The sequence below is a fragment of the Symbiopectobacterium sp. RP genome (assembly GCF_050472005.1).
In the GTDB taxonomy this organism is placed as follows: Bacteria; Pseudomonadota; Gammaproteobacteria; order Enterobacterales; family Enterobacteriaceae; genus Symbiopectobacterium.
The window spans coordinates 1,430,800-1,455,288 of sequence record NZ_JBGOGS010000001.1; the positions used below are offsets into that span (position 1 = coordinate 1,430,800).

Sequence of the window (24,489 nt, forward strand, 5' to 3'; positions counted from 1 at the left end):
GTGATAGCTTCCCATGAGGGCAGCATGACCCGCGAATGCATAATTCATGGGGTGCTCCTGTTATTATTGAGCCTGTTTAAGATTTTGTGTAAATGCCTTTCTCAGAAGTGACCGTCAAGGCGGTCACCGAACTCGATAATAAAGCGACTCATTGCCATACGCCAGTTCTGTAAGGGCATCGTCCATTTCTGTGATGCCGCCTGGATTGCCAGCCATACGACCTTCTTCACCGAGTCATCAGTCGGGAACACCTTGCGTTTCTTGATTGCATGCCGGAGCACGCTGTTCAGTGATTCTATAGCCAAGCGACATTATTTTGATAACAATTAGCTGTATTTTTTTGCCACATATCAGGGCATTGGCTGTAATCATTTTTAAGTCGTTTAGTTATATAGCGTTCGTCGTGTAGATTACCTTGCGAAGTTCCTGCGGGTACGAGAAGAATGTCGACAGGTTGGCCCAGTTTGACTGCCAGCTCCGGCTTATCTGCGAATAGCGGTGATCCCACGTCCCACCGAACGTCTCCAGCGCCTGAAGCGCGGCCTCTTCGGTTGGAGCCTGATACACTGCTTTGAGGTCGCGTGTTACCGCCTTATAGTCCTTCCAGGCAACGAAGCGCAGACTGTTGCGCACCATGTGCACGATGCACAACTGGATGCGGGCTTCCGGGTAGACCGTGTTGATGGCATCCGGGAACCCTTTCAGGCCGTCCACACAGGCAATGAGGATGTCGGTCAGGCCACGGTTTTTCAGTTCTGTCAGCACGTTCAGCCAGAACTTTGCGCCTTCATTTTCGGCCAGCCACATCCCCAGTAGCTCTTTCTGGCCTTCGATATTGATACCCAGCGCCAGGAACACAGACTTATTGATAACGCGGCTGTCCTGCCGGACTTTTAGAACGATACAGTCAAGGTAAACAATGGGATAAACCGCATCCAGGGGGCGGTTTTGCCATTCAACAACCTGCTCCATAACGGCATCGGTGACCTTCGATAGCAGGGCGGGTGAGACATCCGCGTCATACAGCTCTTTGAACGCAGCGGCTTTGTTGAATAAATAGAACTTTTGGGTAATCATCGGAGCAGATCAACACAGTTGTTTCAAAATCAGGTCTCCATGGCAAAACAAAATTTTAAAATCACCAACTGGCCCTCTTATAACAAGGCCCTCAAGCAGCGCGGTTCTCTAACCGTATGGCTAGATGAATCAGCCATTGCTGCATGGACGGAAAAAAACACTACTGAACGGCGTGGACGACCGCTCCACTACTCAGATATGACCATCACCACAGTCCTGATGATGAAACGCGTGTTTGGCCTTTCATTGAGGGCTTTACAGGGCTTTGGTGACTCGATTTTTAAACTGATTAAATTGTCGCTCCATTGTCCAGACTATTCGCTGCTCAGCAAGCGAGCAAAGACAGTGAACATCAGCATAAAAACGCCAACCCCTGGTGAAATCTCACATCTGGTCATTGATGGAACCGGCCTGAAGGTCTTTGGCGAAGGCGAATGGAAAGTCCGGCAGCATGGTGCCGACAGACGCAGGGTATGGCGTAAGCTGCACCTGGCAGTAGACAGTGTGACGCATGAGATTATCTGTGCGGATTTCTCGCTCAGTGGTACGACTGATGCCCAAGCTCTACCGGCGCTGATAAACCAGACCCACCGGAAAATCAGAGAGGCATCGGCTGACGGCGCTTAGGATACAGTTTACTGCTATGATGCTCTGCTGAGGAAGAAAATAAGGCCGCTTATCCCGCCACGAAGGGGGGCGCAATATTGGCAAGATCGCTACCACGAGCGTAACCACGCTGTTGCAAATCAGCGCATTAGCGGTAGTAACGCTATCTGGAAAAAGAAAGTGGGCTATCACCGGCGCTCAGTGGCTGAAACGGCCATGTTCCGGTTCAAAAGGCTTCTGGGTGGTCATCTAAGTCTGAGAGACTACGATGGTCAGGTGGGTGAAGCCATGGCCATGGTCAAAGCGCTTAACCTGATCACGCTATTAGGAATGCCGAACAGTATTCGCATCACGTAACAATCGACCCGTATGGGGCGCAGTCGTTACAAGTTCTGATTTATTCAACAAAGCCTTGAATAATAGGTAATCATGCTGTTTTTCCATGCCAGTTTTGGTTGAAAATGCTTGTCATCTCAGGTGTACACTTTTCTCATGAGGCCTAACTGCATGATTTTACGTTGCGAGGATCCGTCGTTTCGCTGGGCTGCCAGCATAAAATCTATTTATTCAACAAAGCCCCAGTACTCCCTAAAAACAGGGTAATCGTGATGGACAATGCAACTTTTCACAAAAAACATAATATTCAACAAGTCATCATCGATGCAGGGTATATGGTGGAGGATTTGCCTACATATTCGCCAGATCTTAACCCCATTGAGCATAAATGGGCACAAGCAAAAAGCAAAAAAAGAGAGAGTGGTTGGAGCCTGTACACGAGATTGTGTAATTGCCTAATTTTGATATGTTCAATCCAACATCAAAAGCAGGTTATAGCCAAGCGACATTATTTTGATAACAATTAGCTGTATTTTTTGCCACATATCAGGGCATTGGCTGTAATCATTTTTAAGTCGGTTGGCTATACTTTATGGACGAAAAACAGTTACAGGCTCTGGCTAACGAGCTGGCCAAAAATCTCAAAACCCCTGACGCTCTCAACCAGTTTGATCGCCTGCTGAAAAAGATCTGCGTTGAAGCTGCCCTTAATGCTGAAATGACCCATCACCTCGGGCATGAGAAGTACCAGTCCAAATCTGGAACTAACACGCGCAATGGCTACTCCACAAAGACTGTTACCACCGGCGATGGTCCGCTGGAATTGTGTACACCACGTGATCGTGATGCTTCCTTTGAACCGCAGCTGGTGAAGAAGAAGCAGACTCGGCTCACCGGGATGGATAACCAGATTTTATCGTTGTATGCCAAAGGGATGACCACCCGCGAAATTGCCGCTGCGTTCAAAGAGCTGTATGACGCGGATGTCTCACCCGCCCTGATATCGAAGGTCACCGATGCCGTTATGGAGCCGGTTGTTGAATGGCAAAATCGCCCCCTGGATGCGGTTTATCCCATTGTTTACCTTGACTGTATCGTTCTGAAAGTCCGGCAGGACAGCCGCGTTATCAATAAGTCTGTGTTCCTGGCGCTGGGTATCAATATCGAAGGCCAGAAAGAGCTACTGGGGATGTGGCTGGCCGAAAATGAAGGCGCAAAGTTCTGACTGAACGTGCTGACAGAACTGAAAAACCGTGGCCTGACCGACATCCTCATTGCCTGTGTGGACGGTCTGAAAGGGTTCCCGGATGCCATCAACACGGTCTACCCGGAAGCCCGCATCCAGTTGTGCATCGTGCACATGGTGCGCAACAGTCTGCGCTTCGTTGCCTGGAAGGACTATAGGGCGGTAACACGCGACCTCAAAGCAGTGTATAGCCAACCGACTTAAAAATGATTACATCCAATACCCTGATATGTTGCAAAAAAATACAGCTAATTGCAATCAAAATAATGTCGCTTGGTTATATCATGCTCCAACCGAAGAGGCCGCGCTTCAGGCGCTGGAGACGTTCGGTGGGACATGGGATCACCGCTATCCGCAGATAAGCCGGAGCTGGCAGTCAAACTGGGCCAACCTGTCGACATTTTTCTCGTACCCGCAGGAACTTCGCAACGTAATCTACACGACGAACGCTATATAGCCAACCGACTTAAAAATGATTACAGCCAATGCCCTGATATGTGGCAAAAAAATACAGCTAATTGTTATCAAAATAATGTCGCTTGGCTATAGAATCACTGAACAGCGTGCTCCGGCATGCAATCAAGAAACGCAAGGTGTTCCCGACTGATGACTCGGTGAAAAAGCTCGTATGGCTGGCAATCCAGGCAGCATCACAGAAATGGACGATGCCCTTACAGGACTGGCGTATGGCAATGAGTCGCGTTATTATCGAGTTCGGTGACCGCCTTGACGGTCACTTCTGAGGAAAGGCATTTACACAAAATCTTAAACAGGCTCAGTGGTTGCGATACAGAGATTTTGTTCTCAGTCTATATGGTGTAATCAAAATTAAGTCGCTTGGCTATAAATGTGCAGAAGGGCAGCGTTTTTGCTGCCCTTCTGTCGTTGTACCAACGATTATTCTGCTGAATCTTCCGGGTCCGGTTCGAGCACATGATACGCCACGGCACAGAACAGTGAATTCAGACGGCGAATATCCCCCAGCAACCCCATATGCAGTGAGCTGGTTTCCAGACTTTGTGGATTTTGTTGGTGTAAACGTTCAACGTGTGCATGAGAGTAGCGTCTTCCCAGCAGAATCAAACGGTGCTTGGCTCGGCGCAGGCGTTTGGCGTTGGTCATGTCTCCGGTGAGAAACACCGACATCGCCAGCGAGAGGGAACTGGTAAGGCGTTGATGCAGCGCCAGCAGTTCTTCCATACCTTCGGAGGATAAGGATAGCCGGGCATCCAGCGCCTTGTTGGTGAACGATGAAGAAATATGTTCGAGGATGCCGCCTGCTTGTTTCAGGTTCAACGCCGTATCGATCACTTCCGCCCAACGGCGCGAATCTTCCTCTCCCAAATCGTCTTGACGAATCTGTGCCAGATAGAGCTTGATGGCACTGTGAAGCATGTCGGCCTCTTCATCAAGGCGACTGATCTCGCGTTTTTGCTCTCTGTCGCCCAATAACACCAGGCGAAAACGTTCCAGCATTTGTGCCACTACGTCGCCCAGTCGCAGCGTTTCGCGTACCGCATTGGCGAGGGCAAGCGAAGGGGTATCCAGTGCGCTGTTGTCGAGATAGCGCGGTGCGGCGGTGGCGTTATTCATATCCTCATGGGGCACCAAACGACGACACAGACGTGCCATGCTGGTCACCAGCGGCAGCATCAGCAGGCAGCGCAGCAGATTATAGACGATATGAAAATAGATAACTGCTTCGTCAAAAGCGATATCCGTGCTGCCTATCCATTGTGTTAGCGGTGCCAGCCAAGGCAAAATCAACACGCAGCCGATAATCTTGAACAACATGCTGCCAAGTACCAATTGCCGTGCGCTGGCACTTTGTCCGCGTCCTCCGAGTATCGCCAGCACACCGCTGCCGAGGTTGGCGCCAATCACAATGCACAGTGCCATTTTCAGCGGAAGCAGTGCGGTTGCCGCCAGCGTAGCCGTCAGCAGTACGGCGGCAAGGCTGGAATAGCTGACCATGGCAAAAACTGCTCCAAGTAGCAGCGCCAATAGCGTGTCATCCGAAATGGAGGTGAAAATCACCAGAATTGCGCTGGAATGGGTGATGGGGGCTGCTGCGGCGACGATCAATTCCAGCGCCAGCAGGATCAATCCAAGGCCGATGCCCACACGGCCCAATTGGCCGATGCGAGTCTTGCGGTTAGACAGAAATGCCACGATCCCGCAGAGCAACAACAGGGGAGAAAGCCAGCCCAAGTCGAATGTCAGAATACGCGCCATGAGCGCGCTACCGACATCCGCTCCCAGCATAATCACCAATGCAGGGGAAAGGGCAATCAATTGCTGCGACACAAAAGAGATGGCCAGCAGCACGGTGGCGTTACTGCTTTGCACCAATGCTGTTACGCCGATCCCTGCAAGAAACGCCATGCTGGTTTTCTTGATGCTGGCACTCAATATACGGCGCAGGGTTGCGCCATAAACTCGCATAATACCCGTGCGTACGATATGAGTACCCCATATCAGTAGTGCAACGGAAGAGAGCAAATGCAGCAGCGTCAACATAGTCTATCCTGATGAATATTGTGGTTCGAAAACAAGCCGTGCTGATTGATTATTCAGCATGCCATACCGCGATATGCTAACGAAGTGTATCACATGCCTCGTGAGTATTTTATTCTATACCCGTGATCATTGAAGATGCTTGATTTTACGCGGTAAGAAGATCATGCTCACCCGCTATGAAGATATTTATTACCGACAAGCAAAAAGCCGAACTCGAACACCTTCATGACACCAGTCGTGATAAGCGTGTTTGTGATCGCATCAAAGCCGTCCTGCTGGCCTCCGAAGGCTGGAGCTCTGCGATGATTGCGCAAGCTCTGCGTCTGCACGAAACGACGGTAAACCAACATATCAACGATTACGTCAACACTCGCAAACTTAAACCTGAAAACGGTGGGTCTGCAAGTCGGCTTTGTGCTGAAAAGACTGCGCTCTTAATCAGCTAGTTATCTCAACATCTCTTCCATCATACCCACGACATCGTGGCTTATGTCGAACATCGCTGGGCTATCCGATTCAGTATTCCCGGCATGAACAAGTGGTTGCACCGTCATGGTTTCTCCTACAAAAAACCGGCGGGCGTACCCCATAAATTCAGTGAAGAAAATCAGAAGCATTTCATTGAATATTATGAGAATTTAAAGAAAACAGCCGGCAATGAGACGATTCTGTTTATCGATGCGGTTCATCCGACACAAGCCACAAAGCTCAGTTATGGATGGATACGAAAAGGGCATAAAAAGTCAGTTAAAACAACGGGAAGTCGAACCCGTCTGAATATACTGGGTGCGCTGAATCTGAGCGATATCGGCGGTACGGTTATTCACGATTACAAAACTATTAATGACTACAACATTGCTCGTTTTTTCATTGAGATACGTAAACGTTACCCTGATTACCGATAGAGAATCCATGTAATACTGGACGGTGCGGGTTATCACCGAGCCCAATTGATTAAGGATTGGGCCTTTGTCGTGAACATAGAGCTTCACTATTTACCGCCTTACAGTCCGAATCTGAACGCGATAGAACGCCTGTGGAAAGTGATGAATGAGCATACACGGAATAATCGCTATTTTGAAAACACCCGCGATTTTCGGGATGCAATATTCAATTTTTTCACCAATACGCTACCAGAAATAGCGGACTCGCTGACGTCCAGAATTCACGATTGTTTTCAGGTGCTCAAACCTGCATCTTGAGGTTTATTGGGTATATAGCCAACCGACATTATTTTGATAACAGCCAGATATGCTTTTTTGCCGCATATCATGGTATCTGTTGTAATCATTTTTAAGTCTGTTGGCTATATTTGATTAATCCAACGCGATACAGAGGCAGGGCCAATCCGAAATTGCTTCGCTGTTTCTCGGATACTCAACCCTTCTTCTTCCCGTGTAGATATCACTTTACGTCTAAAATCAATTGAATAGCTCATTTAAATAATGCAATCAAAATTAAGTCGTTTAGCTATATGCTGCGCCATGCACCAGAACACTGGCAGGAACTGTCGGAATTCTATAGGGCACGCCGTGATTTTCTGGTCAATGCGCTCTCCGCCAGCCGTTTTGAAGTGCTGCCCTGTGAAGGAACTTACTTCCTGCTGGCGGATTACAGTGCCATTTCTGATCTTGATATGATGTCACCTTCTGTCGTTGGTTGACGGAACACGCCGGCGTGGCGGCGATCCCGCTCTCGGTTTTCTGCGCCGATCCCTTCCCGAACAAATTGATTCGGCTATGCTTTGCTAAACAGGAATCTACCTTACAAGCGGTGGCGGAGCGCTTATGTCGACTTTAACTATCACGCTACTACAACAGCCTCTGGTATGGCTTGATGGGCCAGCCAACCTGAGCCATTTCGATGCCGAGTTGGAAACGGTGCGCGGAAGCGATCTTATCGTGCTGCCAGAAATGTTTACCACCGGATTCGCCATGAATGCCGCGGGCAAGGGGCTGTCACAATCGGTGGTGGAAACTTGGCTACAGGAGTGGGCCAAAGAGACCAATGCGCTTATCGGCGGCAGCATTGCTGTTTCCACCCCAAAAGGTGCAGTAAATCGCTTTGTGCTGGTTTCACCGCTGGGCGACATTTACCACTATGACAAACGCCATCTGTTTCGCATGGCCAATGAGCACCACCATTTTGAAGCCGGACATGAACGCCTGATTATCGAATGGCGTGGCTGGCGGATATTGCCGCAGATTTGCTATGACCTGCGTTTCCCGGTGTGGTCACGCAACCGCCAGGATTACGATCTGGCACTGTACGTGGCGAACTGGCCTGCCCCGCGCGCTCACCATTGGCGTACGCTGCTCGCGGTGCGCGCCATCGAAAATCAGGCCTATGTGGCAGGGTGCAACCGTGTCGGCGCTGATGGCAACGATCACAGCTATCAGGGGGACAGCCAGATAATCAACCCGCTGGGTGAGATCGTCGCACGTGCACCAGAGAACCAGCCCGCGCAAATCAGCGCAGAGCTGTCGCTGGAAGCGCTGCAAAGCTACCGTGAAGCGTTTCCAGCATGGCGTGATGCAGACAGGTTCACACTGTAGTCAGTGAGACGGCGCAGGCCGTCATGCTGTTTAGATGATACGTCGCATCACATGTATGCCATGTCCGCGTTAGATTTCGTGCGCGAAAGCGTCATTGTATCTCTGCCACTCGCGTGGCACCCGCCCGACACGGGGTGTGCAGTCGCCCCCACCCCGTGACCATAGGTATCTACACATCTTTTGCAATATCTGTTATTACGTTGCTGCATGATCTCAACTTATCCATCGGCGGGATTGATGCCCGCCTTAACCGGCGTTATCAGCGTCTGGTTAAGCAACACATGACTCCCCCAGCACCATTGGCGTCAGCCGTTAAAGACCTTGCCTGCGCGCAGAAAACAACATTCGCCACTACTCAGGCCGTTTGGCGTTTTTTTAATAATGAACGTATTAGCTTCAGTCAGCTCAATGAACCGATTATTTCGCTGGCTCTCCGGCAGGTTGCACTTAGCCCGCATCCATACGCTCCCGTCATTCGCGACTGGTCTCATTTACAGTTTCGTACCCACAATGGGAAAGAAGAACGTTTGAAAATGACGCATGGTGGCGACGTCGGTTATGAACTACAAACCCGCCTACTGCTTGATGCTGCAAATGGTTTACCAATAGCGCCCCTGTCTCAAACTCTAACCGATAGGGCGGGTTGTCGTTCAACGCTAACCGAGGGCTTGTCTGAGAGTCTGACTCATATGGATGCTTTGACGGCTGATATCGCCCGCGTTGAGTCTCTTGATACCGGGAAGAAGTTAGTTCATCTCATTGACCGTGAAGGTGACTCTATCGGGCATATGCGCACATTAAGCTCCCTGGGAATATGTTGGCTTATCCGGGGAAAGGAAGGGCATCGGGCAGAGTGGGGCGGTGACACCCGTAAAATTGGTGAAATTGCAGACGATCTGCCATTTATCGCAAACAGACAGGTTGGCTGGAAAGGGAAAAAAGCCAATATGGAGATCGGGGAAACATCCGTGATCATAACGCGAACAGCAAAAGCGAAGCGGAAAGACAAGAACACCGGACGGCGAGTAAAAGTTCAGCCAGGCGTAGCTCTGACACTCAGATTAGTTGTGGTTCGCCTTACCGATACTCACGGTAAATTTATCGGACGCTGGACGCTGCTCACAAACGTTAGCAACGAGCTCACCAGCGCGGAAGTCGCTCGCTGGTATTACTGGCGCTGGGGTATTGAATCCTTTTTTAAGCTGCTGAAAGGTGCCGGTCATGATGTAGAAAAATGGCTTCAGCGCAGTGCTGGTGCCCTGCTACGCAGGTTATTGATAGCTAGCATGGCATGTGTGCTGGTATGGCGGCTGCAACGCGCTGAAGGAGACGACAATGCGGCAGCCCGTCAGTTAATTTGCCGATTATCCGGACGACAACAAAAACGAGGGCGTAAAGAAAGCGCCCCAGCGCTGCTTGCCGGACTATCCATCCTGCTAAATACCTTGACGTTATTAGCAGACTATACCCCGGAAGAACTTGCCCACTTCGCTATGGTGGTTTTTAACCCTTTATGATGTGTAGATACCTATGGCTTCAGGCGCTCGAGGCATTCGGTGGGACATGGGGATCACCGCTATCCGCAGATAAGCCGGAGGTGGCAGTCAAACTGGGCCAACCTGTCGACATTCTTCTCGTACCCGCAGGAACTTCGCAAGGTAATCTATACGACGAACGCTATAGAATCACTGAACAGCGTGCTCCGGCATGCAATCGGCTTTGTTGAATAAATAGAATTTTTGGGTAATCATCGGAGCAAATCAACACAGTTGTTTCAAAATCAGGTCTCCATGGCAAAACAAAATTTTAAAATCACCAACTGGCCCTCTTATAACAAGGCCCTCAAGCAGCGCGCTTCTCTAACCGTATGGCTAGATGAATCAGCCATTGCTGCATGGACGGAAAAAAACACTACTGAACGGCGTGGACGACCGCTCCACTACTCAGATATGGCCATCACCACAGTCCTGATGATGAAACGCGTGTTTGGCCTTTCATTGAGGGCTTTACAGGGCTTTGTTGACTCGATTTTTAAACTGATTAAATTGTCGCTCCATTGTCCAGACTATTCACTGCTCAGCAAGCGAGCAAAGACAGTGAACATCAGCATAAAAACGCCAACCCGTGGTGAAATCTCACATCTGGTCATTGATGGAACCGGCCTGAAGGTCTTTGGCGAAGGCGAATGGAAAGTCCGGCAGCATGGTGCCGACAGACGCAGGGTATGGCGTAAGCTGCACCTGGCAGTAGACAGTGTGACGCATGAGATTATCTGTGTGGATTTGTCGCTCAGTGGTACGACCGATGCCCAAGCTCTACCGGCGCTGATAAACCAGACCCACCGGAAAATCAGAGAGGCATCGGCTGACGGCGCTTAGGATACAGTTTACTGCTATGATGCTCTGCTGAGGAAGAAAATAAGACCGCTTATCCCGCCACGAAGGGGGTCGCAATATTGGCAAGATCGCTACCACGAGCGTAACCCCGCTGTTTCAAATCAGCGCATTAGCGGTAGTAACGCTATCTGGAAAAAGAAAGTGGGCTATCACCGGCGCTCAGTGGCTGAAACGGCCATGTTCCGGTTCAAAAGGCTTCTGGGTGGTCATCTAAGTCTGAGAGACTACGATGGTCAGGTGGGTGAAGCCATGGCCATGGTCAAAGCGCTTAACCTGATCACGCTATTAGGAATGCCGAACAGTATTCGCATCACGTAACAATCGAGCAGTATGGGGCGCAGTCGTTACAGGTTCTGATTTATTCAACAAAGCCCATGCAATCAAGAAACCCAAGGTGTTCCCGACTGATGACTCGGTGAAGAAGGTCGTATGGCTGGCAATCCAAGTGGCATCACAGAAATGAACGATGCCCTTACAGGACTGGCGTATGGCAATGAGTCGCTTTATTATCGAGTTCGGTGACCGTCTTGACGGTCACTTCTGAGGAAAGGCATTTACACAAAATCTTAAACAGGCTCCCGATAACATTTGTTCTTCCCTTGGCTCCCCCGTTCTTCAGGCCAAAACACCGTTGACCTTTTGGGGAATAGCCGTGAGTCCGTGGGGTATCGTGTGGAAAACCACTTTCATCAATAAAAACAATAGGTTTGCCTTCTTTTTCATACTGTTGTATTTTTTGTTGAAATGCTTGCCGGGCGCTTTCGTCGGCTTTCGGATGACGTAGAGTTTTTTTATAGGTCAATCCCAGCTTTTTAAGAGCTTGCCAAATGGCCTTCTGACAAACGCCAAAACGCTCTGCACGTTCTTTTTGGTAAGCATCTGGATATGGTTCAACATCTTTTATCAACTCGGATTTATCGCTCTTTTGCTGACGCGTGGTCGATGCTTTTGACGCTATTTGATTAATCCAACGCGATACAGAGGCAGGGCCAATCCGAAATTGCTTCGCTGTTTCTCGGATACTCAACCCTTCTTCTTCCCGTGTAGATATCACTTTACGGGCTTTGTTGAATAAACATATTTTATGCTGCACCCCCGGTGAAACGACAGATCCTCACAACGCAAAATCATGCAGTTAGGCCTCATAAGAAAACTGTAAACCTGAGGTGACAAGCATTTTCTACCAAAACTGGCTGGAAAAACAGCATGACTCACTATTATTCAACAAAGCCCACTTTACGTCTAAAATCAATTGAATAGCTCATTTAAATAATGTAATCAAAATTAAGTCGTTTAGCTATACAGCGTAACGCGGCAATCAGAAATGAAAAAGCGATACCAGCATATAAGGATAAACCAGTCAGCGCCGGAACAAAGAGCCATTACCTTTCCTTTATGCGATCCTTGCTCCGCGCTGCCGCTAACGAATGGGGGTGGATAAAAAATGCGCCAGTGATCAAAACCAAGAAGCCGATTAGTAAACGCATACGCTGGTTGACCAGAGAGGAAGCATCACGTCTGATCGAATGCATGCCGGAGAGTATCAGGCCCGTTGTTGTTTTCGCGCTGTCGACTGGGTTACGCCGTTCAAACATTCTCGATCTCGAGTGGTCGCAAGTCGATATGCAGAGAAAGGTTGCCTGGATCAATCCAGAGAACGCAAAAGCGGGTAAGGCTATTGGCGTGGCTCTGAATGATACAGCATGCAAGGTGTTGAAGGGGTAGATCGGAAAGCATTCTCGCTGGGTGTTTGTCCACACCAAAGCGGCAACGAGAGCAGACGGAACCAAGACAGCTGCTATACGTAAAATGCGGTGTGACGATAATAGCGCATGGAAAGTCGGACTTAAACGTGCAGGTATAGAAGATTTCCGTTTCCACGATTTGCGGCACATTTGGGCAAGCTGGTTGATTCAGTCTGGCGTTCCACTTTCTGCTTTGCAGGAAATGGGAGGGTGGGAATCTATCGAAATGGTTCGCCGTTATGCACACTTAGCACCCAACCACCTCACTGAACACGCGAAGAAAATAGACTCACTTCTAGATGGTAACGACACAAATACAACACAAGAGGGAAATCATGTGGGGCTGAAACTTGCTTAACTTATTGATTTTAAATGGTACGCCCTACTGGATTCGAACCAGTGACCTACGGCTTAGAAGAACGTAGAATTAAATATAACTTATTGTAATTAATGACTTATCCTGCATTCAAAGTGACAAAATAGGCAAATGAAAGCATATTGATGACGCTACCATGTCACTATAGTGGCGTCACCAATATGACACTTTCAAATACTCATCACTACCGACTATCAGCCTGGTTATAAACCTCATCCCCGGCGCGTTTTCCTACCGTAATCACCAGCAACAGAACCTGATCATGGCTTTGTTGAATAATAGGTAATCATGCTGTTTTTCCATGCCAGTTTTGGTTGAAAATGCTTGTACATCTCAAGTGTACACTTTTCTCATGAGGCCTAACTGCATGATTTTACGTTGCGAGGATCCGTCGTTTCGCTGGGCTGCCAGCATAAAATCTATTTATTCAACAAAGCCCATATTGAATACACGACCAACGCGAGTACTACGTTTGATGCTACATCAACTTATTGAATACACGAGCAGCTCTGTATACTATTTACGATTCTCCAAATAAGAAATATACCCTCTTCCAATTTTAGAATGTGGATTTATATTATTAATATGACCATTTAGGTGTTTTTTTATTGCTTTATTTGGATTTTTCTCAAAATCACTTATTGCTTTTTTTAATGAATTTGCAAAGTCAAAGTTTTTCCCCTCAAAGAAAGGACTATCTTTTACACTCAAAGAAACAAGACGAGAGAATAACTTATGGTTTTTCTTTAATTTTGAATCATATAACTTAAAATCAACGTTTTTTAGTTTTTTTATTGATTCGTTTTTAGCGTTAAGAATATTTCTAGCGAACTGAATATCCTTATCTTTTTTTGTTAAGCTAGCCAACTTAACAGCTGATGAACCACTATTAAATACATGCGATTTTGTGTAATGATACGATAATTGTAATACTTTCACATCTGTCACTCCTATTTTTATACCAATGAACCGCGCTGTCTGAGCGCGTTGTTGTAGGTGGTCCAGTTGGTGATTTTAAACTTTTGCTTTGCCATGGAAACCCGATGCTGAAACGACTATAGCGATCAGATCCGCCAATCACCTGAAAGTTCGATTTATTCAACAAAGCCCCATTTTCACTCTCCTAAGTAGGGTCACCGCTCACTGCTGATGAGCGTTATTAAACCATGCGTTTATTTGATATTCACATAAATAACGCTCATTCACCGTGTGTTAACGGGGGCGAGGCATTCTCATTTTTCCAATCAATTTCAACTTGTTGCAACCACAGAACGAATCAGCCTAGAGGCTGCAAATCGATGTGTGACAGAATGCAGATATTCTGAAGCTTCGTTATCGCAGGTTATCCAGGCTGTGTCCCTTAATTGCCTGAGTTATAGTAACCGTATATTTCTACAGTATATTGAACTATGGCTCGCTACGACCTTCCCGATGAAGCATGGATGATCATCCAGTCTTTACTGCCTGCTGAACCAGCAATACCACGTGCCGGACGTCCATGGGTAGAACATCGTAAAATCATCAATGGTATGTTCTGGATTCTGTGCTCAGGTGCTTCATGGCGTGATTTACCTGAGTGATATGGTCCGTGGAAAACCGTATATAACCGCTTTAATCGGTGGTCAAAATTGGGTGTGATTAACATTATTTTCAACAGGTTACTTTCTGCTCTTGATGCGCATGGTCTCGTTGACTGGTCTGCCACGGCGCTGAATGGCAGTAATATCCGGGCGCTGAAATGTGCTGCCGGTGCTCAAAAAAACATCCCGATATCGCCGGAGATAACGGTCTGGGTCGCTCTCGCGGTGGTTTGGGCACCAAAATCCATCAGGCAACAGACGGAAGTGGTCTCCCGTTAAACATCCTGCTGAGCCCCGGACAGGCTCACGAAAGCCAGTTCGCATTACGTCTTCTGGACGGTATTGGTGTTCAGCGCCAGAATGGCAGCATGAAGCGTCGTGGTTATGCGGTGCTGGCTGACAAAGCTTATTCAGGGCATGCACTACGCAACGAGCTGAAACGAAAGGTGATAAAGGCAGTCATCCCCCGAAAAACGAATGAAAAAATGGCTTCTGACGGGCGCTCACGGTTCGCCAGTGACGCTTACCGTCATCGCAATGTAGTGGAAAGATGTTTTGGCCGATTAAAAGAATACCGCCGTATTGCCACACGTTATGACAAAACGGCGAGGAATTATCTGTCGATGGTTAAACTGGGCTGCATCCGCCTCTTTTACAAGAAGTTATGCAATTAAGGGACACAGCCTAACACGCGCAATGGCTACTCCACAAAAACTGTTATAGCCAACCGACTTAAAAATGATTACAACAGATACCCTGATATGCGGTAAAAAAATACAGCTAATTGTTATCAAAATAATGTCGCTTGGCTATACCACTGGCGATGGTCCGCTGGAACTGCGTACACCACGTGATCGTGATGGTTCCTTTGAACCACAACTGGTGAAGAAGAACCAGACCCGGATCTCCGGGATGGAGAACCAGATTTTATCGTTGTATGCCAAAGTGTCAGCGTCAGTGATATAAGACGGTAATTCACCATTTGGATTGTCCGCTCCACCCAACATGTTGTTTCCTTGATATTCTCACACCAGAAAGGACATCAGTATGCTGAGCAGAGAGGACTTTTACATGATAAAGCAAATGCGCCAGCAGGGTGCGTATATTGTCGATATTGCCACTCAGGTTGGTTGCTCTGAGCGGACTGTCAGACGCTACCTGAAATACCCGGAACCTCCGGCCAGAAAAACACGCCACAAAATGGCCAAACTCAGGCCGTTCATGGACTATATCGACATGCGTATGGCAGAGAACGTCTGGAACGGCGAGGTCATCCTCGCGGAAATTAAAGCGATGGGTTATACCGGTGGACGCTCCATGTTGCGCTACATCCAGCCCAAGCGTAAGATGCGGCCATCGAAGAAAACGGTTCGCTTCGAAACTCAGCCCGGTTACCATCTTCAGCATGACTGGGCGGAAGTTGAGGCTGAGGTTGCCGGGCAACGATGCAGGGTTAACTTCGCGGTTAACACGCTGGGGTTCTCACGTCGCTTCCATGTCTTCGCGGCACCAAAAGATGACAGGATGCTGAACATACCTATGAGTCACTGGTTCGCGCCTTCCGTTACTTCGGCGGCAGCGTGAAAACCGTGCTGGTCGATAACCAGAAAGCCGCAGTGCTGAAAAATAACAACGGGAAGGTGGTGTTCAACTCCGGGTTCCTGCTGCTGGCTGATCACTATGGCTTCCTGCCACGGGCCTGCCGCCCGCGAAGGGCCAGAACCAAAGGTAAGGTGGAGCGGATGGTGAAATACCTCAAGGAGAACTTCTTCGTCCGGTACCGCAGGTTCAACAGCTTCGCCCATGTTAATCAGTTCCATCATTAGGTAAATTAAAATATCAAGATATTGATATTAAATAAAATAATATTAATTAATATACCCGATTAAGTACCTGCATTGATTTACACCTCATGTACGGTTCTTTTTCGGGGATTGAAACCTGCTAATTACTCGCAAGCATTTATAGCCGATTCTAACACTTTCTCGTAGCCAATGCGCTGGTGACGTTCCGCACGTAGCGCCCGCATCTGCTGATCGATAGGTGCACCGATTTTTAACTGGTCTACAGCGAAAGCCGGTTTTGATACCTCGGCAGTTTTACACAGTATCGGCACGAGTACTTTCACTTCGACATAAACCGGATCCGGATGTGGGGTTTTACCACAACCCGCCAGCGGCTTTGTTGAATAAATAGAACTTTTGGGTAATCATCGGAGCAGATCAACACAGTTGTTTCAAAATCAGGTCTCCATGGCAAAACAAAATTTTAAAATCACCAACTGGCCCTCTTATAACAAGGCCCTCAAGCAGCGAGCTTCTCTAACCGTATGGCTAGATGAATCAGCCATTGCTGCATGGACGGAAAAAAACACTACTGAACGGCGTGGACGACCGCTCCACTACTCAGATATGACCATCACCACAGTCCTGATGATGAAACGCGTGTTTGGCCTTTCATTGAGGGCTTTACAGGGCTTTGGTGACTCGATTTTTAAACTGATTAAATTGTCGCTCCATTGTCCAGACTATTCGCTGCTCAGCAAGCGAGCAAAGACAGTGAACATCAGCATAAAAACGCCAACCCGTGGTGAAATCTCACATCTGGTCATTGATGGAACCGGCCTGAAGGTCTTTGGCGAAAGCGAATGGAAAGTCCGGCAGCATGGTGCCGACAGACGCAGGGTATGGCGTAAGCTGCACCTGGCAGTAGACAGTGTGACGCATGAGATTATCTGTGTGGATTTGTCGCTCAGTGGTACGACCGATGCCCAAGCTCTACCGGCGCTGATAAACCAGACCCACCGGAAAATCAGAGAGGCATCGGCTGACGGCGCTTAGGATACAGTTTACTGCTATGATGCTCTGGTGAGGAAGAAAATAAGGCCGCTTATCCCGCCACGAAGGGGGGCGCAATATTGGCAAGATCGCTACCACGAGCGTAACCCCGCTGTTGCAAATCAGCGCATTAGCGGTAGTAACGATATCTGGAAAAAGAAAGTGGGCTATCACCGGCGCTCAGTGGCTGAAACGGCCATGTTCCGGTTCAAAAGGCTTCTGGGTGGTCATCTAAGTCTGAGAGACTACGATGGTCAGGTGGGTGAAGCCATGGTCATGGTCAAAGCGCTTAACCTGATCACGCTATTAGGAATGCCGAACAGTATTCGCATCACGTAACAATCGACCCGTATGGGGCGCAGTCGTTACAAGTTCTGATTTATTCAACAAAGCCCCAAATAACACAATAATAACAGGAGCACCCCATGAATTATGCATTCGCGGGTCATGCTGCCCTCATGGGGAGCTATCACCCGGAAGAAACTCACCTGGATAAATGGGTTAAATGGCTGCGAAACGGATACCGAAAGCTTATCGCTATCCTCGAACAGCAAGGCAAGCCTCTACGACCTGCCCCAGCACCTTAATCAAGGCTGTTACAGCCTGAAATCCCCTTCACCCCCGCATTTCTTCGATTGGTCATTCCCCCGCCTGCCCGCCGTCATGACGAACGGCGCAGTGGCTTAATTTTAGCAGAGGTCAATTATGGCATACATCACCTTATCCGAGTGGAATCGGCGGCAACCCCGTCCGCGCTGTATGGAAACCGTCAGGCGATTGGTCAGGAGCGGAATGATTTTTCCCGCACCGATACGAGATGGGCGCGAATATCTGGTTGAGGAAAACGCCTGCAAGCTCACCCAGAACAAAAACATTGGCCCATCCAGCGCCCTTCACCCCACCCTGTTATCGAGGATAAGACATGGCACGCCGGAGAAACCATAAGAATCGCGATTTGCCGCCAAACCTGCAACCGCGCAATGGCGGCTATTTTTGCTACCGCGACCCACGCACCGGAAAAGAATATGGTCTGGGCCGCCATCGACAGGAGGCCATTACACAAGCCCTCGCCGCTAATATGGCGATTTATGGCTCATCAAAACCATCACCGCTCGTTGACCGCATCAACGACACACAGGTGACCACAGTTAGCGAATGGACTGAACGCTATCTGACGATACTCGAAGGACGGAAACTCAAGCCGACAACGATGAACGAGTACCATAAATACCTGAAAGCCGTTAATGCCCATTTAGGGGAATTTGCTCTTCAGAAAGTAGAAACCAAAGACATTGCCTCGTTCCTTAATCAGTGGGTAAAGGCAGGAAAACCGACAATGGCAAACCGCATCAGAACATTGCTGCTTGACTTGTTTCGTGAGGCCATTGCTGAAGGGGTCACCAAAAGCAATCCAGCCGAAGCTACGCGCAACCAGCGTGTAGACATTCAACGTGAGCGCATAACTCTGGATGCGTGGAGGCTCATACGCAAGGCCGCGGATACATTATAGCCAACCGACTTAAAAATGATTACAGCCAATGCCCTGATATGTGGCAAAAAAATACAGCTAATTGTTATCAAAATAATGTCGTTTTGCTATACCTGCATGGCTCGGCCCCTGCCTTGACCTTGCTTTTGTTAGTCACCGGTCAACGTTTAGGGGATATACAGGCACTGCGCTGGGAGGATATCAAAGACGGACGTCTTTACATTAAGCAGGCGAAAACAGGCACGATGCTGGCGTTCTCCGAGGCAACCCGCATCGACTGCCTCAATTTATGCCTTGCTGATGTATTGAACCAGTTCAGGGGATTAAACAACGGGGTAGCACATATCATCGCAGACGCCAAATACAAGCAATTTGCCGCAAAAACGATATCTGCCGCTTTTTTGAAGGCGCGTCGTATATAGCCAAGCGACATTATTTTGATAACAATTAGCTGTATTTTTTTGCCACATATCAGGGCATTGGCTGTAATCATTTTTAAGTCGGTTGGCTATGCGATCTGGGCAACGATCTGTTTAGCCTGATGCTCGACACGCATATGCAATACTCCTGCGGCTACTGGAAAGAGGCCACTACCCTAGAACAGGCGCAACAGGCCAAACTGCGCATGATTTGCGAAAAACTTCAGCTTCAGCTAGGCATGACCCTGTTGGATATTGGCTGAGGCTGGGGCGGGCTGGCCGCCTATGCGGCACGCCATTATGGCGTATCGGTTTACGGAGTGACCATTTCGCGTGAGCAGCAAAAACTGGCTCGGGCACGCTGTAGTGATCTCAACGTCACCATTGAATTGCAGGATTATCGTGACCTTAACCGACATTTCGATCGCATCGTGTCTGTCGGCATGTTTGAGCACGTTGGACCGAAAAATTACGATACGTACTTTCGCGTCGTCAGCAAAAATCTCAAACCCGAAGGGTTGTTTCTGCTGCATACCATTGGGGCAAATAAAACCGATTCGCAGGTTGCCCCCTAGATTAACAAATATATCTTCCCAAACGGCTGCCTGCCCTCCGTGCGCAACATTGCCTGCCCTCCGTGCGCAACATTGCCTGCCCTCCGTGCGCAACATTGCCGCACGCAGTGAACCTTATCTGGTGATGGAAGATTGGCACAATTTTGGGGCCGATTACGATAAAACCTTGATGGCCTGGCACGATCGCTTTGTCGCCAGCTTGCCGCAGTTAGCGGACCGTTATTCGCCGCGTTTTAACCGTATGTTCCGTTACTACCTGAATGCCTGCGCCGGGGCGTTTCGCGCGTGAAACATTCAACTGTGGCAGGTCTTGTTTAGCCCCCAAGGGATTGAAGGTGGCGTGCGTGAGCGCGCTGATTTCGGTCAGCTTAACGCCGTACAGCCAAGGGTGTACGGCATTTTTTATCGCCTTTTCAGCTCAGGCTTCAGGCGCTCTGCACGGCATTTGCCGTTGCGGCCTCTTGTGCCTGACGCTGTGCCAGCACACGTTCAACCGTGTCGATCACAGCCTGAGTTTGCGGGTCGATTTCGATATTGATCCGGTTCCCCAATCGCTTCTGGCCGAGCGTGGTGCGTTGCAGTGTTTCGGGAGTCAAATGCACGCAGAAACGGCTGCGAGTCACCTCACCCACCGTGAGACTGATGCCATCAATCCCGATAAAACCTTTGTGCAGCACATATTTCATCTGCGATTCATCGGAGAGTCGGAACCAAATCTGGTGGTTGTTTTCCGAGGTAAGAATTTTAACCACTTCGGCTGTGCACATAATGTGCCCGGACATAACATGTCCGCCAATCTCATCGCCGTATTTTGCGGCACGTTCAATATTAACCAGATCGCCCGGCGTGATATCGCCCAGGTTGGTCAGACGCAGCGTCTCTTTCATTAAATCAAAACTGACCCTATCGCCATCAATTGCCGTCACCGTCAGGCAGCAGCCGTTATTGGCGATCGAGGCACCTGTCACCAGGTCGGTCAGTAATTCGGGAGGAAGTTTTACCACATGCGTGCGAAAGTTCGTTTTTTCATCGATGGACACCACCGGCGCGGTGCCTTGAACAATGCCGGTAAACATACGCTTGCCTCATAATAAATCAGTGAAATAACTAAATGCTACTGTGCCAGTCTCTCCCCCTACGCTACCGTGGCACGCTGCGAGGGAATAAAGGCTGACAAATCATTTTGCAGTTTGCCTCATAACGACTGGAAAACCAAACGCATTCCCGCCTTTGTCACCTGACAAATCCGATATAGCTAAACGACTTAATTTTGATTACATTGTTTAAATGAGCTATTCAATTGATTTTAAACGTAAAGTGATATCTACACGGGAAGAAGAAGGGTTGAGTATCCGAGAAACAGCGAAGCAATTTCGGATTGGCCCTGCCTCTGTATCGCGTTGGATTAATCAAATAGCGTCAAAAGCATCGACCACGCGTCAGCGAAAGAGCGATAAATCCGAGTTGATAAAAGATGTTGAACCATATCCAGATGCTTACCAAAAAGAACGTGCAGAGCGTTTTGGCGTTTGTCAGAAGGCCATTTGGCAAGCTCTCAAAAAGCTGGGATTGACCTATAAAAAAAACTCTACGCCATCCGAAAGCCGACGAAAGCGCCCGGCAAGCATTTCAACAAAAAATACAACAGTATGAAAAAGAAGGTAAGCCTATTGTTTTTATTGATGAAAGTGGTTTTCCACACGATACCCCACGGACTCACGGCTATTCCCCAAAAGGTCAACGGTGTTTTGGCCTGAAGAACTGGGGAGCCAAGGGAAGAACAAATGTTATCGGCGCGTTATTAGGCACAACGCTGTTTGCTATCGGATTATTTGATATCAATATTAACAGCGATGTTTTCTATTCCTGGGTCACACAAGTCCTTATCCCAGTACTCCCTAAAAACAGGGTAATCGTGATGGACAATGCAACTTTTCACAAAAAACATAATATTCAACAAGTCATCATCGATGCAGGGTATATGGTGGAGTATTTGCCTACATATTCGCCAGATCTTAACCCCATTGAGCATAAATGGGCACAAGCAAAAAGCAAAAAAAGAGAGAGTGGTTGCGATACAGAGATTTTGTTCTCAGTCCATATGATGTAATCAAAATTAAGTCGTTTAGCTATACAATCTGGTGTGGCTGCCGAGTGCGTTACGTCAGCAGCGTCTGGCACACACCCGACAGATTCTGCTGCACAGACTGGGCAACCCTGCTTAAAAGGCATAGGTATCTACACATCTTTTGCAATATCTGCTATTACGTTGCTGCATGCTCTCAACTTATCCATCGGCGGGATTGATGCCCGCCTTAACCGGCGTTATCAGCGTCTGGTTAAGCAACACATGACTCCCCCAGCACCATTGGCGTCAGCCGTTAAAGACCTTGCCTGCGCGCAGAAAACAACATTCGCCACTACTCAGGCCGTTTGGCGTTTTTTTAATAATGAACGTATTAGCTTCAGTCAGCTCAATGAACCGATTATTTCGCTGGCTCTCCGGCAGGTTGCACTTAGCCCGCATCCATACGCTCCCGTCGTTCACGACTGGTCTCATTTACAGTTTCGTACCCACAATGGGAAAGAAGAACGTTTGAAAATGACGCATGGTGGCGACGTCGGTTATGAACTACAAACCAGCCTACTGGTTGATGCTGCAAATGATTTACCAATAGCGCCCCTGTCTCAAACTCTAACCGATAGGGCGGGTTGTCGTTCAACGCTAACCGAGGGCTTGTCTGAGAGTCTGACTCATATGGATGCTTTGAAGGCTGATAAGGACTTGTGTGACCCAGGAATAGAAAACATCGCTGTTAATATTGATATCAAATAATCCGATAGCAAACAGCGTTGTGCCTAATAACGCGCCGATAACATTTGTTCTTCCCTTGCCTCCCCAGTTCTTCAGGCCAAAACACCGTTGACCTTTTGGGGAATAGCCGTGAGTCCGTGGGGTATCATGTGGAAAACCACTTTCATCAATAAAAACAATAGGTTTTCCTTCTTTTTCATACTGTTGTATTTTTTGTTGAAATGCTTGCCGGGCGCTTTCGTCGGCTTTCGGATGACGTAGAGTTTTTTTTTATAGGTCAATCCCAGCTTTTTAAGAGCTTGCCAAATGGCCTTCTGACAAACGCCAAAACGCTCTGCACGTTCTTTTTGGTAAGCATCTGGATATGGTTCAACATCTTTTATCCACTCGGATTTATCGCTCTTTCGCTGACGCGTGGTCGATGCTTTTGACGCTATTTGATTAATCCAACGCGATACAGAGGTAGGGCCAATCCGAAATTGCTTCGCTGTTTCTCGGATACTCAACCCTTCTTCTTCCCGTGTAGATATCACTTTACGTTTAAAATCAATTGAATAGCTCATTTAAATAATGTGATCAAAATTAAGTCGTTTAGCTATATGCCATCGGCCCAGAAATAAACGTAGCGCGTATCGCTTAAATCACACAGGCAGCACTGCCTGTGCTCTTCAAGCCATTGCTGTTTCAGTCTGCTGATGGTACTGGCAGAGAGGCCATTAGCTTTTTCACCGAGAAGCGCCCTCAGGGCTTCGTGAAAATCACCGGTGGATATGCCTCGCAGGTACAGCCATGGTAGCAACTCTTCGACGCTTTTTGCACGTTTCAGATAAGGCGGCAACAACGCGCTGTTGAAGCATATTCCGTTGCCGCTGCGCTCCCTGACCTTAGGCACTTTAATTTCAACATCCCCAATACCCGTCTATATGGTTCGCGGTGGCAAATAGCCGTTACGAACGACAGCATGACGCCCGTCGTCAAGGCGGCGTTCAGCATGTTGTTGCAGCATGGCTTCGAGCTCAACCTCAACGGCGGCAGCTATCAGTTGCCTGGCACCATTACGAATGAGTTCATGCAAGGGATCAGCGGCAATATCTGGTTCTGCGGAGACCTGTAGGGTAGACTTTTTCATGGGGTATCATCTCTCTGTTGTTGAAATCATCCACGAAATCAATCAGCAGGATACGCCACCCTCCCCGAAACCCCGTACACCAGAAATGAGCATAACTCCTATATTTGTCGGTCTCGGTGACGTATTCAAGGCCATCACGACGAAATGGGGAAGTGATGCGTCCACCCCCTCGCGTATGCCGATGCAAAAGGCTTCCGCTGCTGATGCGAAGGCTCAGTACAATACGCTGCTGTTAGATTTGGTCTCTGGTGAGAGTGCGAACACGGTGACGCCAAAAAACATCTTGAGTCCGCTGCTTAACGGTGGAAAGTCAGTTCCTAGTGATAGGAGCAGTATAGCTAAGCGACATTATTTTGATAACAATTAGCTGTATTTTTTTGCCACATATCAGGGCATTGGCTGTAATCATTTTTAAGTCGTTTTTCTATAACGCTAATTATTTAAGGGTATAAGCGTAACCGAGAAGAATATAATGCCAGCTCGGCATACACAGAAGGGAAGGGGATTGGGGGACAAGTGTGAAAACCCGTACCATTTAGCTTTGCTTTTACTCAGCGGTGAATGAATGTCTGGTCAGGCAATCGTCCTTTGATGGGAGGTGAATACAAATCAATTTACACTCTCTTGTTTGATGATTATCCTGAATATGTTTTGCTGTGACAGTACCATAGTAAATTGATGTTGCGATGACTCGGGGTGCCCTTCTTTGTGAAGGCTGAGAAATACCCGTACCACCTGATCTGGATAATGCCAGCGTAGGGAAGTCTCGGTATTCCGATCGGCTACCG

General features: G+C 48.3%; 17 protein-coding genes, 15 pseudogenes and 1 riboswitch. Of the genes and pseudogenes, 22 read left to right on the forward strand and 10 right to left on the reverse strand.

The features are described 5' to 3' along the window. Nucleotides 1-101: 101 nt before the first annotated feature. Nucleotides 102-1,044, reverse strand: a pseudogene (locus ACD630_RS09540) (IS256 family transposase); the annotation flags it as partial. A gap of 72 nt (nt 1,045-1,116) precedes the next feature. Here ACD630_RS09540 and ACD630_RS09545 point away from each other — a divergent pair. The 3 genes and pseudogenes from ACD630_RS09545 to ACD630_RS09555 all read left to right on the forward strand — a co-directional run bounded on the left by ACD630_RS09545 (nt 1,117) and on the right by ACD630_RS09555 (nt 4,008). Beyond that, nucleotides 1,117-2,040 (forward strand): annotated as a pseudogene (locus tag ACD630_RS09545) (IS5 family transposase). Nucleotides 2,041-2,201: 161 nt separating this feature from the next. Continuing rightward, nucleotides 2,202-2,546: a transposase gene (locus ACD630_RS09550; protein WP_430358914.1), complete on the forward strand. Its 345-nt coding sequence runs from the start codon at nt 2,202-2,204 to the stop codon at nt 2,544-2,546. Nucleotides 2,547-2,611: 65 nt separating this feature from the next. Then, nucleotides 2,612-4,008 (forward strand): annotated as a pseudogene (locus tag ACD630_RS09555) (IS256 family transposase). 154 nt (nt 4,009-4,162) lie between these two features. Here ACD630_RS09555 and ACD630_RS09560 read toward each other — a convergent pair. Continuing rightward, on the reverse strand, nt 4,163-5,785 hold the full coding sequence (locus ACD630_RS09560; RefSeq protein WP_430358915.1) for a Na/Pi cotransporter family protein: 1,623 nt from the start codon (nt 5,783-5,785) through the stop codon (nt 4,163-4,165). Between the two features lie 176 nt (nt 5,786-5,961). Between ACD630_RS09560 and ACD630_RS09565 the strand changes: the two are divergent. Then, nucleotides 5,962-6,987: pseudogene (locus ACD630_RS09565) on the forward strand (IS630 family transposase). A 104-nt stretch (nt 6,988-7,091) separates the two neighbouring features. Here the strand turns inward: ACD630_RS09565 and ACD630_RS09570 are convergent. After that, nucleotides 7,092-7,223 carry an IS630 transposase-related protein gene (locus ACD630_RS09570; RefSeq protein WP_430358526.1) on the reverse strand — a complete coding sequence of 44 codons (132 nt, stop codon included), beginning with the start codon at nt 7,221-7,223 and terminating at the stop codon, nt 7,092-7,094. 36 nt (nt 7,224-7,259) lie between these two features. Here ACD630_RS09570 and ACD630_RS09575 point away from each other — a divergent pair. From ACD630_RS09575 to ACD630_RS09600, 6 genes and pseudogenes are all read left to right on the forward strand, one after another. Then, nucleotides 7,260-7,585 (forward strand): annotated as a pseudogene (locus ACD630_RS09575) (aminotransferase class I/II-fold pyridoxal phosphate-dependent enzyme); the annotation flags it as partial. Continuing rightward, entirely contained in the window at nt 7,573-8,340 is a 768-nt protein-coding gene (locus ACD630_RS09580) for an amidohydrolase (protein ID WP_430358916.1), read from the forward strand. The pseudogene ACD630_RS09575 and the gene ACD630_RS09580, both read left to right, overlap by 13 nt. Before the next feature lie 200 nt (nt 8,341-8,540). Continuing rightward, nucleotides 8,541-9,857 carry a transposase gene (locus tag ACD630_RS09585; RefSeq protein WP_430358917.1) on the forward strand — a complete coding sequence of 439 codons (1,317 nt, stop codon included), beginning with the start codon at nt 8,541-8,543 and terminating at the stop codon, nt 9,855-9,857. Nucleotides 9,858-9,877: 20 nt separating this feature from the next. Next, nucleotides 9,878-10,055, forward strand: a pseudogene (locus tag ACD630_RS09590) (transposase); the annotation flags it as partial. Between the two features lie 75 nt (nt 10,056-10,130). Beyond that, nucleotides 10,131-11,054: pseudogene (locus ACD630_RS09595) on the forward strand (IS5 family transposase). A 55-nt stretch (nt 11,055-11,109) separates the two neighbouring features. Further along, nucleotides 11,110-11,280, forward strand: a pseudogene (locus tag ACD630_RS09600) (IS256 family transposase); the annotation flags it as partial. On the opposite strand, the gene ACD630_RS09605 reads toward ACD630_RS09600, so the two are convergent. Beyond that, nucleotides 11,209-11,829 (reverse strand): IS630 transposase-related protein, encoded by a 621-nt coding sequence (locus ACD630_RS09605; RefSeq protein ID WP_430358918.1) that lies wholly within the window; start codon nt 11,827-11,829, stop codon nt 11,209-11,211. The pseudogene ACD630_RS09600 and the gene ACD630_RS09605 overlap by 72 nt on opposite strands. 209 nt (nt 11,830-12,038) lie before the next feature. On the opposite strand from ACD630_RS09605, the pseudogene ACD630_RS09610 reads away from it, so the two are divergent. Beyond that, nucleotides 12,039-12,839, forward strand: a pseudogene (locus tag ACD630_RS09610) (site-specific integrase); the annotation flags it as partial. Between the two features lie 534 nt (nt 12,840-13,373). Here ACD630_RS09610 and ACD630_RS09615 read toward each other — a convergent pair. Further along, nucleotides 13,374-13,796 carry a hypothetical protein gene (locus tag ACD630_RS09615; RefSeq protein ID WP_430358919.1) on the reverse strand — a complete coding sequence of 141 codons (423 nt, stop codon included), beginning with the start codon at nt 13,794-13,796 and terminating at the stop codon, nt 13,374-13,376. Between the two features lie 470 nt (nt 13,797-14,266). On the opposite strand from ACD630_RS09615, the pseudogene ACD630_RS09620 reads away from it, so the two are divergent. The 7 genes and pseudogenes from ACD630_RS09620 (at nt 14,267) to ACD630_RS09650 (ending at nt 18,784) form a co-directional block, all read left to right on the forward strand. After that, nucleotides 14,267-15,111, forward strand: a pseudogene (locus ACD630_RS09620) (IS5 family transposase). 142 nt (nt 15,112-15,253) lie between these two features. Then, a pseudogene (locus ACD630_RS09625) lies at nt 15,254-15,382 on the forward strand (transposase); the annotation flags it as partial. A gap of 102 nt (nt 15,383-15,484) precedes the next feature. Next, nucleotides 15,485-16,251, forward strand: a pseudogene (gene istA / locus ACD630_RS09630) (IS21 family transposase); the annotation flags it as partial. Between the two features lie 438 nt (nt 16,252-16,689). Then, a pseudogene (locus tag ACD630_RS09635) lies at nt 16,690-17,613 on the forward strand (IS5 family transposase). Between the two features lie 86 nt (nt 17,614-17,699). Continuing rightward, the gene (locus ACD630_RS09640) at nt 17,700-17,861 is read left to right on the forward strand and encodes a protease FtsH-inhibitory lysogeny factor CIII (protein ID WP_367273023.1); all 162 of its coding nucleotides are present in this window, start codon (nt 17,700-17,702) and stop codon (nt 17,859-17,861) included. A gap of 172 nt (nt 17,862-18,033) precedes the next feature. Continuing rightward, nucleotides 18,034-18,219 carry an excisionase gene (locus ACD630_RS09645; RefSeq protein WP_252120483.1) on the forward strand — a complete coding sequence of 62 codons (186 nt, stop codon included), beginning with the start codon at nt 18,034-18,036 and terminating at the stop codon, nt 18,217-18,219. Then, on the forward strand, nt 18,197-18,784 hold the full coding sequence (locus ACD630_RS09650; RefSeq protein WP_430358920.1) for a phage integrase Arm DNA-binding domain-containing protein: 588 nt from the start codon (nt 18,197-18,199) through the stop codon (nt 18,782-18,784). Before ACD630_RS09645 ends, ACD630_RS09650 begins: the two co-directional genes overlap by 23 nt. 196 nt (nt 18,785-18,980) lie before the next feature. Here the strand turns inward: ACD630_RS09650 and ACD630_RS09655 are convergent, their stop codons facing one another. After that, nucleotides 18,981-19,256 carry a hypothetical protein gene (locus ACD630_RS09655; RefSeq protein ID WP_430358921.1) on the reverse strand — a complete coding sequence of 92 codons (276 nt, stop codon included), beginning with the start codon at nt 19,254-19,256 and terminating at the stop codon, nt 18,981-18,983. Between the two features lie 21 nt (nt 19,257-19,277). On the opposite strand from ACD630_RS09655, the pseudogene ACD630_RS09660 reads away from it, so the two are divergent. Next, a pseudogene (locus ACD630_RS09660) lies at nt 19,278-20,043 on the forward strand (class I SAM-dependent methyltransferase); the annotation flags it as partial. A gap of 139 nt (nt 20,044-20,182) precedes the next feature. Here ACD630_RS09660 and ACD630_RS09665 read toward each other — a convergent pair. After that, the gene (locus ACD630_RS09665; RefSeq protein ID WP_430358922.1) at nt 20,183-20,833 is read right to left on the reverse strand and encodes a riboflavin synthase subunit alpha; all 651 of its coding nucleotides are present in this window, start codon (nt 20,831-20,833) and stop codon (nt 20,183-20,185) included. Nucleotides 20,834-21,044: 211 nt separating this feature from the next. Between ACD630_RS09665 and ACD630_RS09670 the strand changes: the two genes are divergently transcribed. The 3 genes from ACD630_RS09670 (at nt 21,045) to ACD630_RS09680 (ending at nt 22,593) form a co-directional block, all read left to right on the forward strand. Then, complete coding sequence (locus ACD630_RS09670; protein ID WP_430358923.1) at nt 21,045-21,410, forward strand: IS630 transposase-related protein; 366 nt, start codon at nt 21,045-21,047, stop codon at nt 21,408-21,410. Then, entirely contained in the window at nt 21,334-21,867 is a 534-nt protein-coding gene (locus ACD630_RS09675) for an IS630 family transposase (RefSeq protein ID WP_430359969.1), read from the forward strand. Before ACD630_RS09670 ends, ACD630_RS09675 begins: the two co-directional genes overlap by 77 nt. A 159-nt stretch (nt 21,868-22,026) precedes the next feature. Then, nucleotides 22,027-22,593: a hypothetical protein gene (locus ACD630_RS09680; RefSeq protein WP_430358924.1), complete on the forward strand. Its 567-nt coding sequence runs from the start codon at nt 22,027-22,029 to the stop codon at nt 22,591-22,593. Here ACD630_RS09680 and ACD630_RS09685 read toward each other — a convergent pair. The 3 genes and pseudogenes from ACD630_RS09685 to ACD630_RS09695 all read right to left on the reverse strand — a co-directional run. After that, on the reverse strand, nt 22,483-22,782 hold the full coding sequence (locus ACD630_RS09685) for a transposase (RefSeq protein WP_430359970.1): 300 nt from the start codon (nt 22,780-22,782) through the stop codon (nt 22,483-22,485). The genes ACD630_RS09680 and ACD630_RS09685 overlap by 111 nt on opposite strands. After that, nucleotides 22,665-23,135, reverse strand: a complete 471-nt coding sequence (locus tag ACD630_RS09690) for an IS630 transposase-related protein (RefSeq protein ID WP_430358925.1) — start codon at nt 23,133-23,135, stop codon at nt 22,665-22,667. The genes ACD630_RS09685 and ACD630_RS09690 overlap by 118 nt, the downstream gene beginning before the upstream one ends. 35 nt (nt 23,136-23,170) lie before the next feature. Beyond that, a pseudogene (locus ACD630_RS09695) lies at nt 23,171-23,701 on the reverse strand (transposase); the annotation flags it as partial. 682 nt (nt 23,702-24,383) lie between these two features. Next, nucleotides 24,384-24,480, forward strand: a riboswitch (TPP riboswitch). The last annotated feature ends 9 nt before the right edge of the window (nt 24,481-24,489 follow it).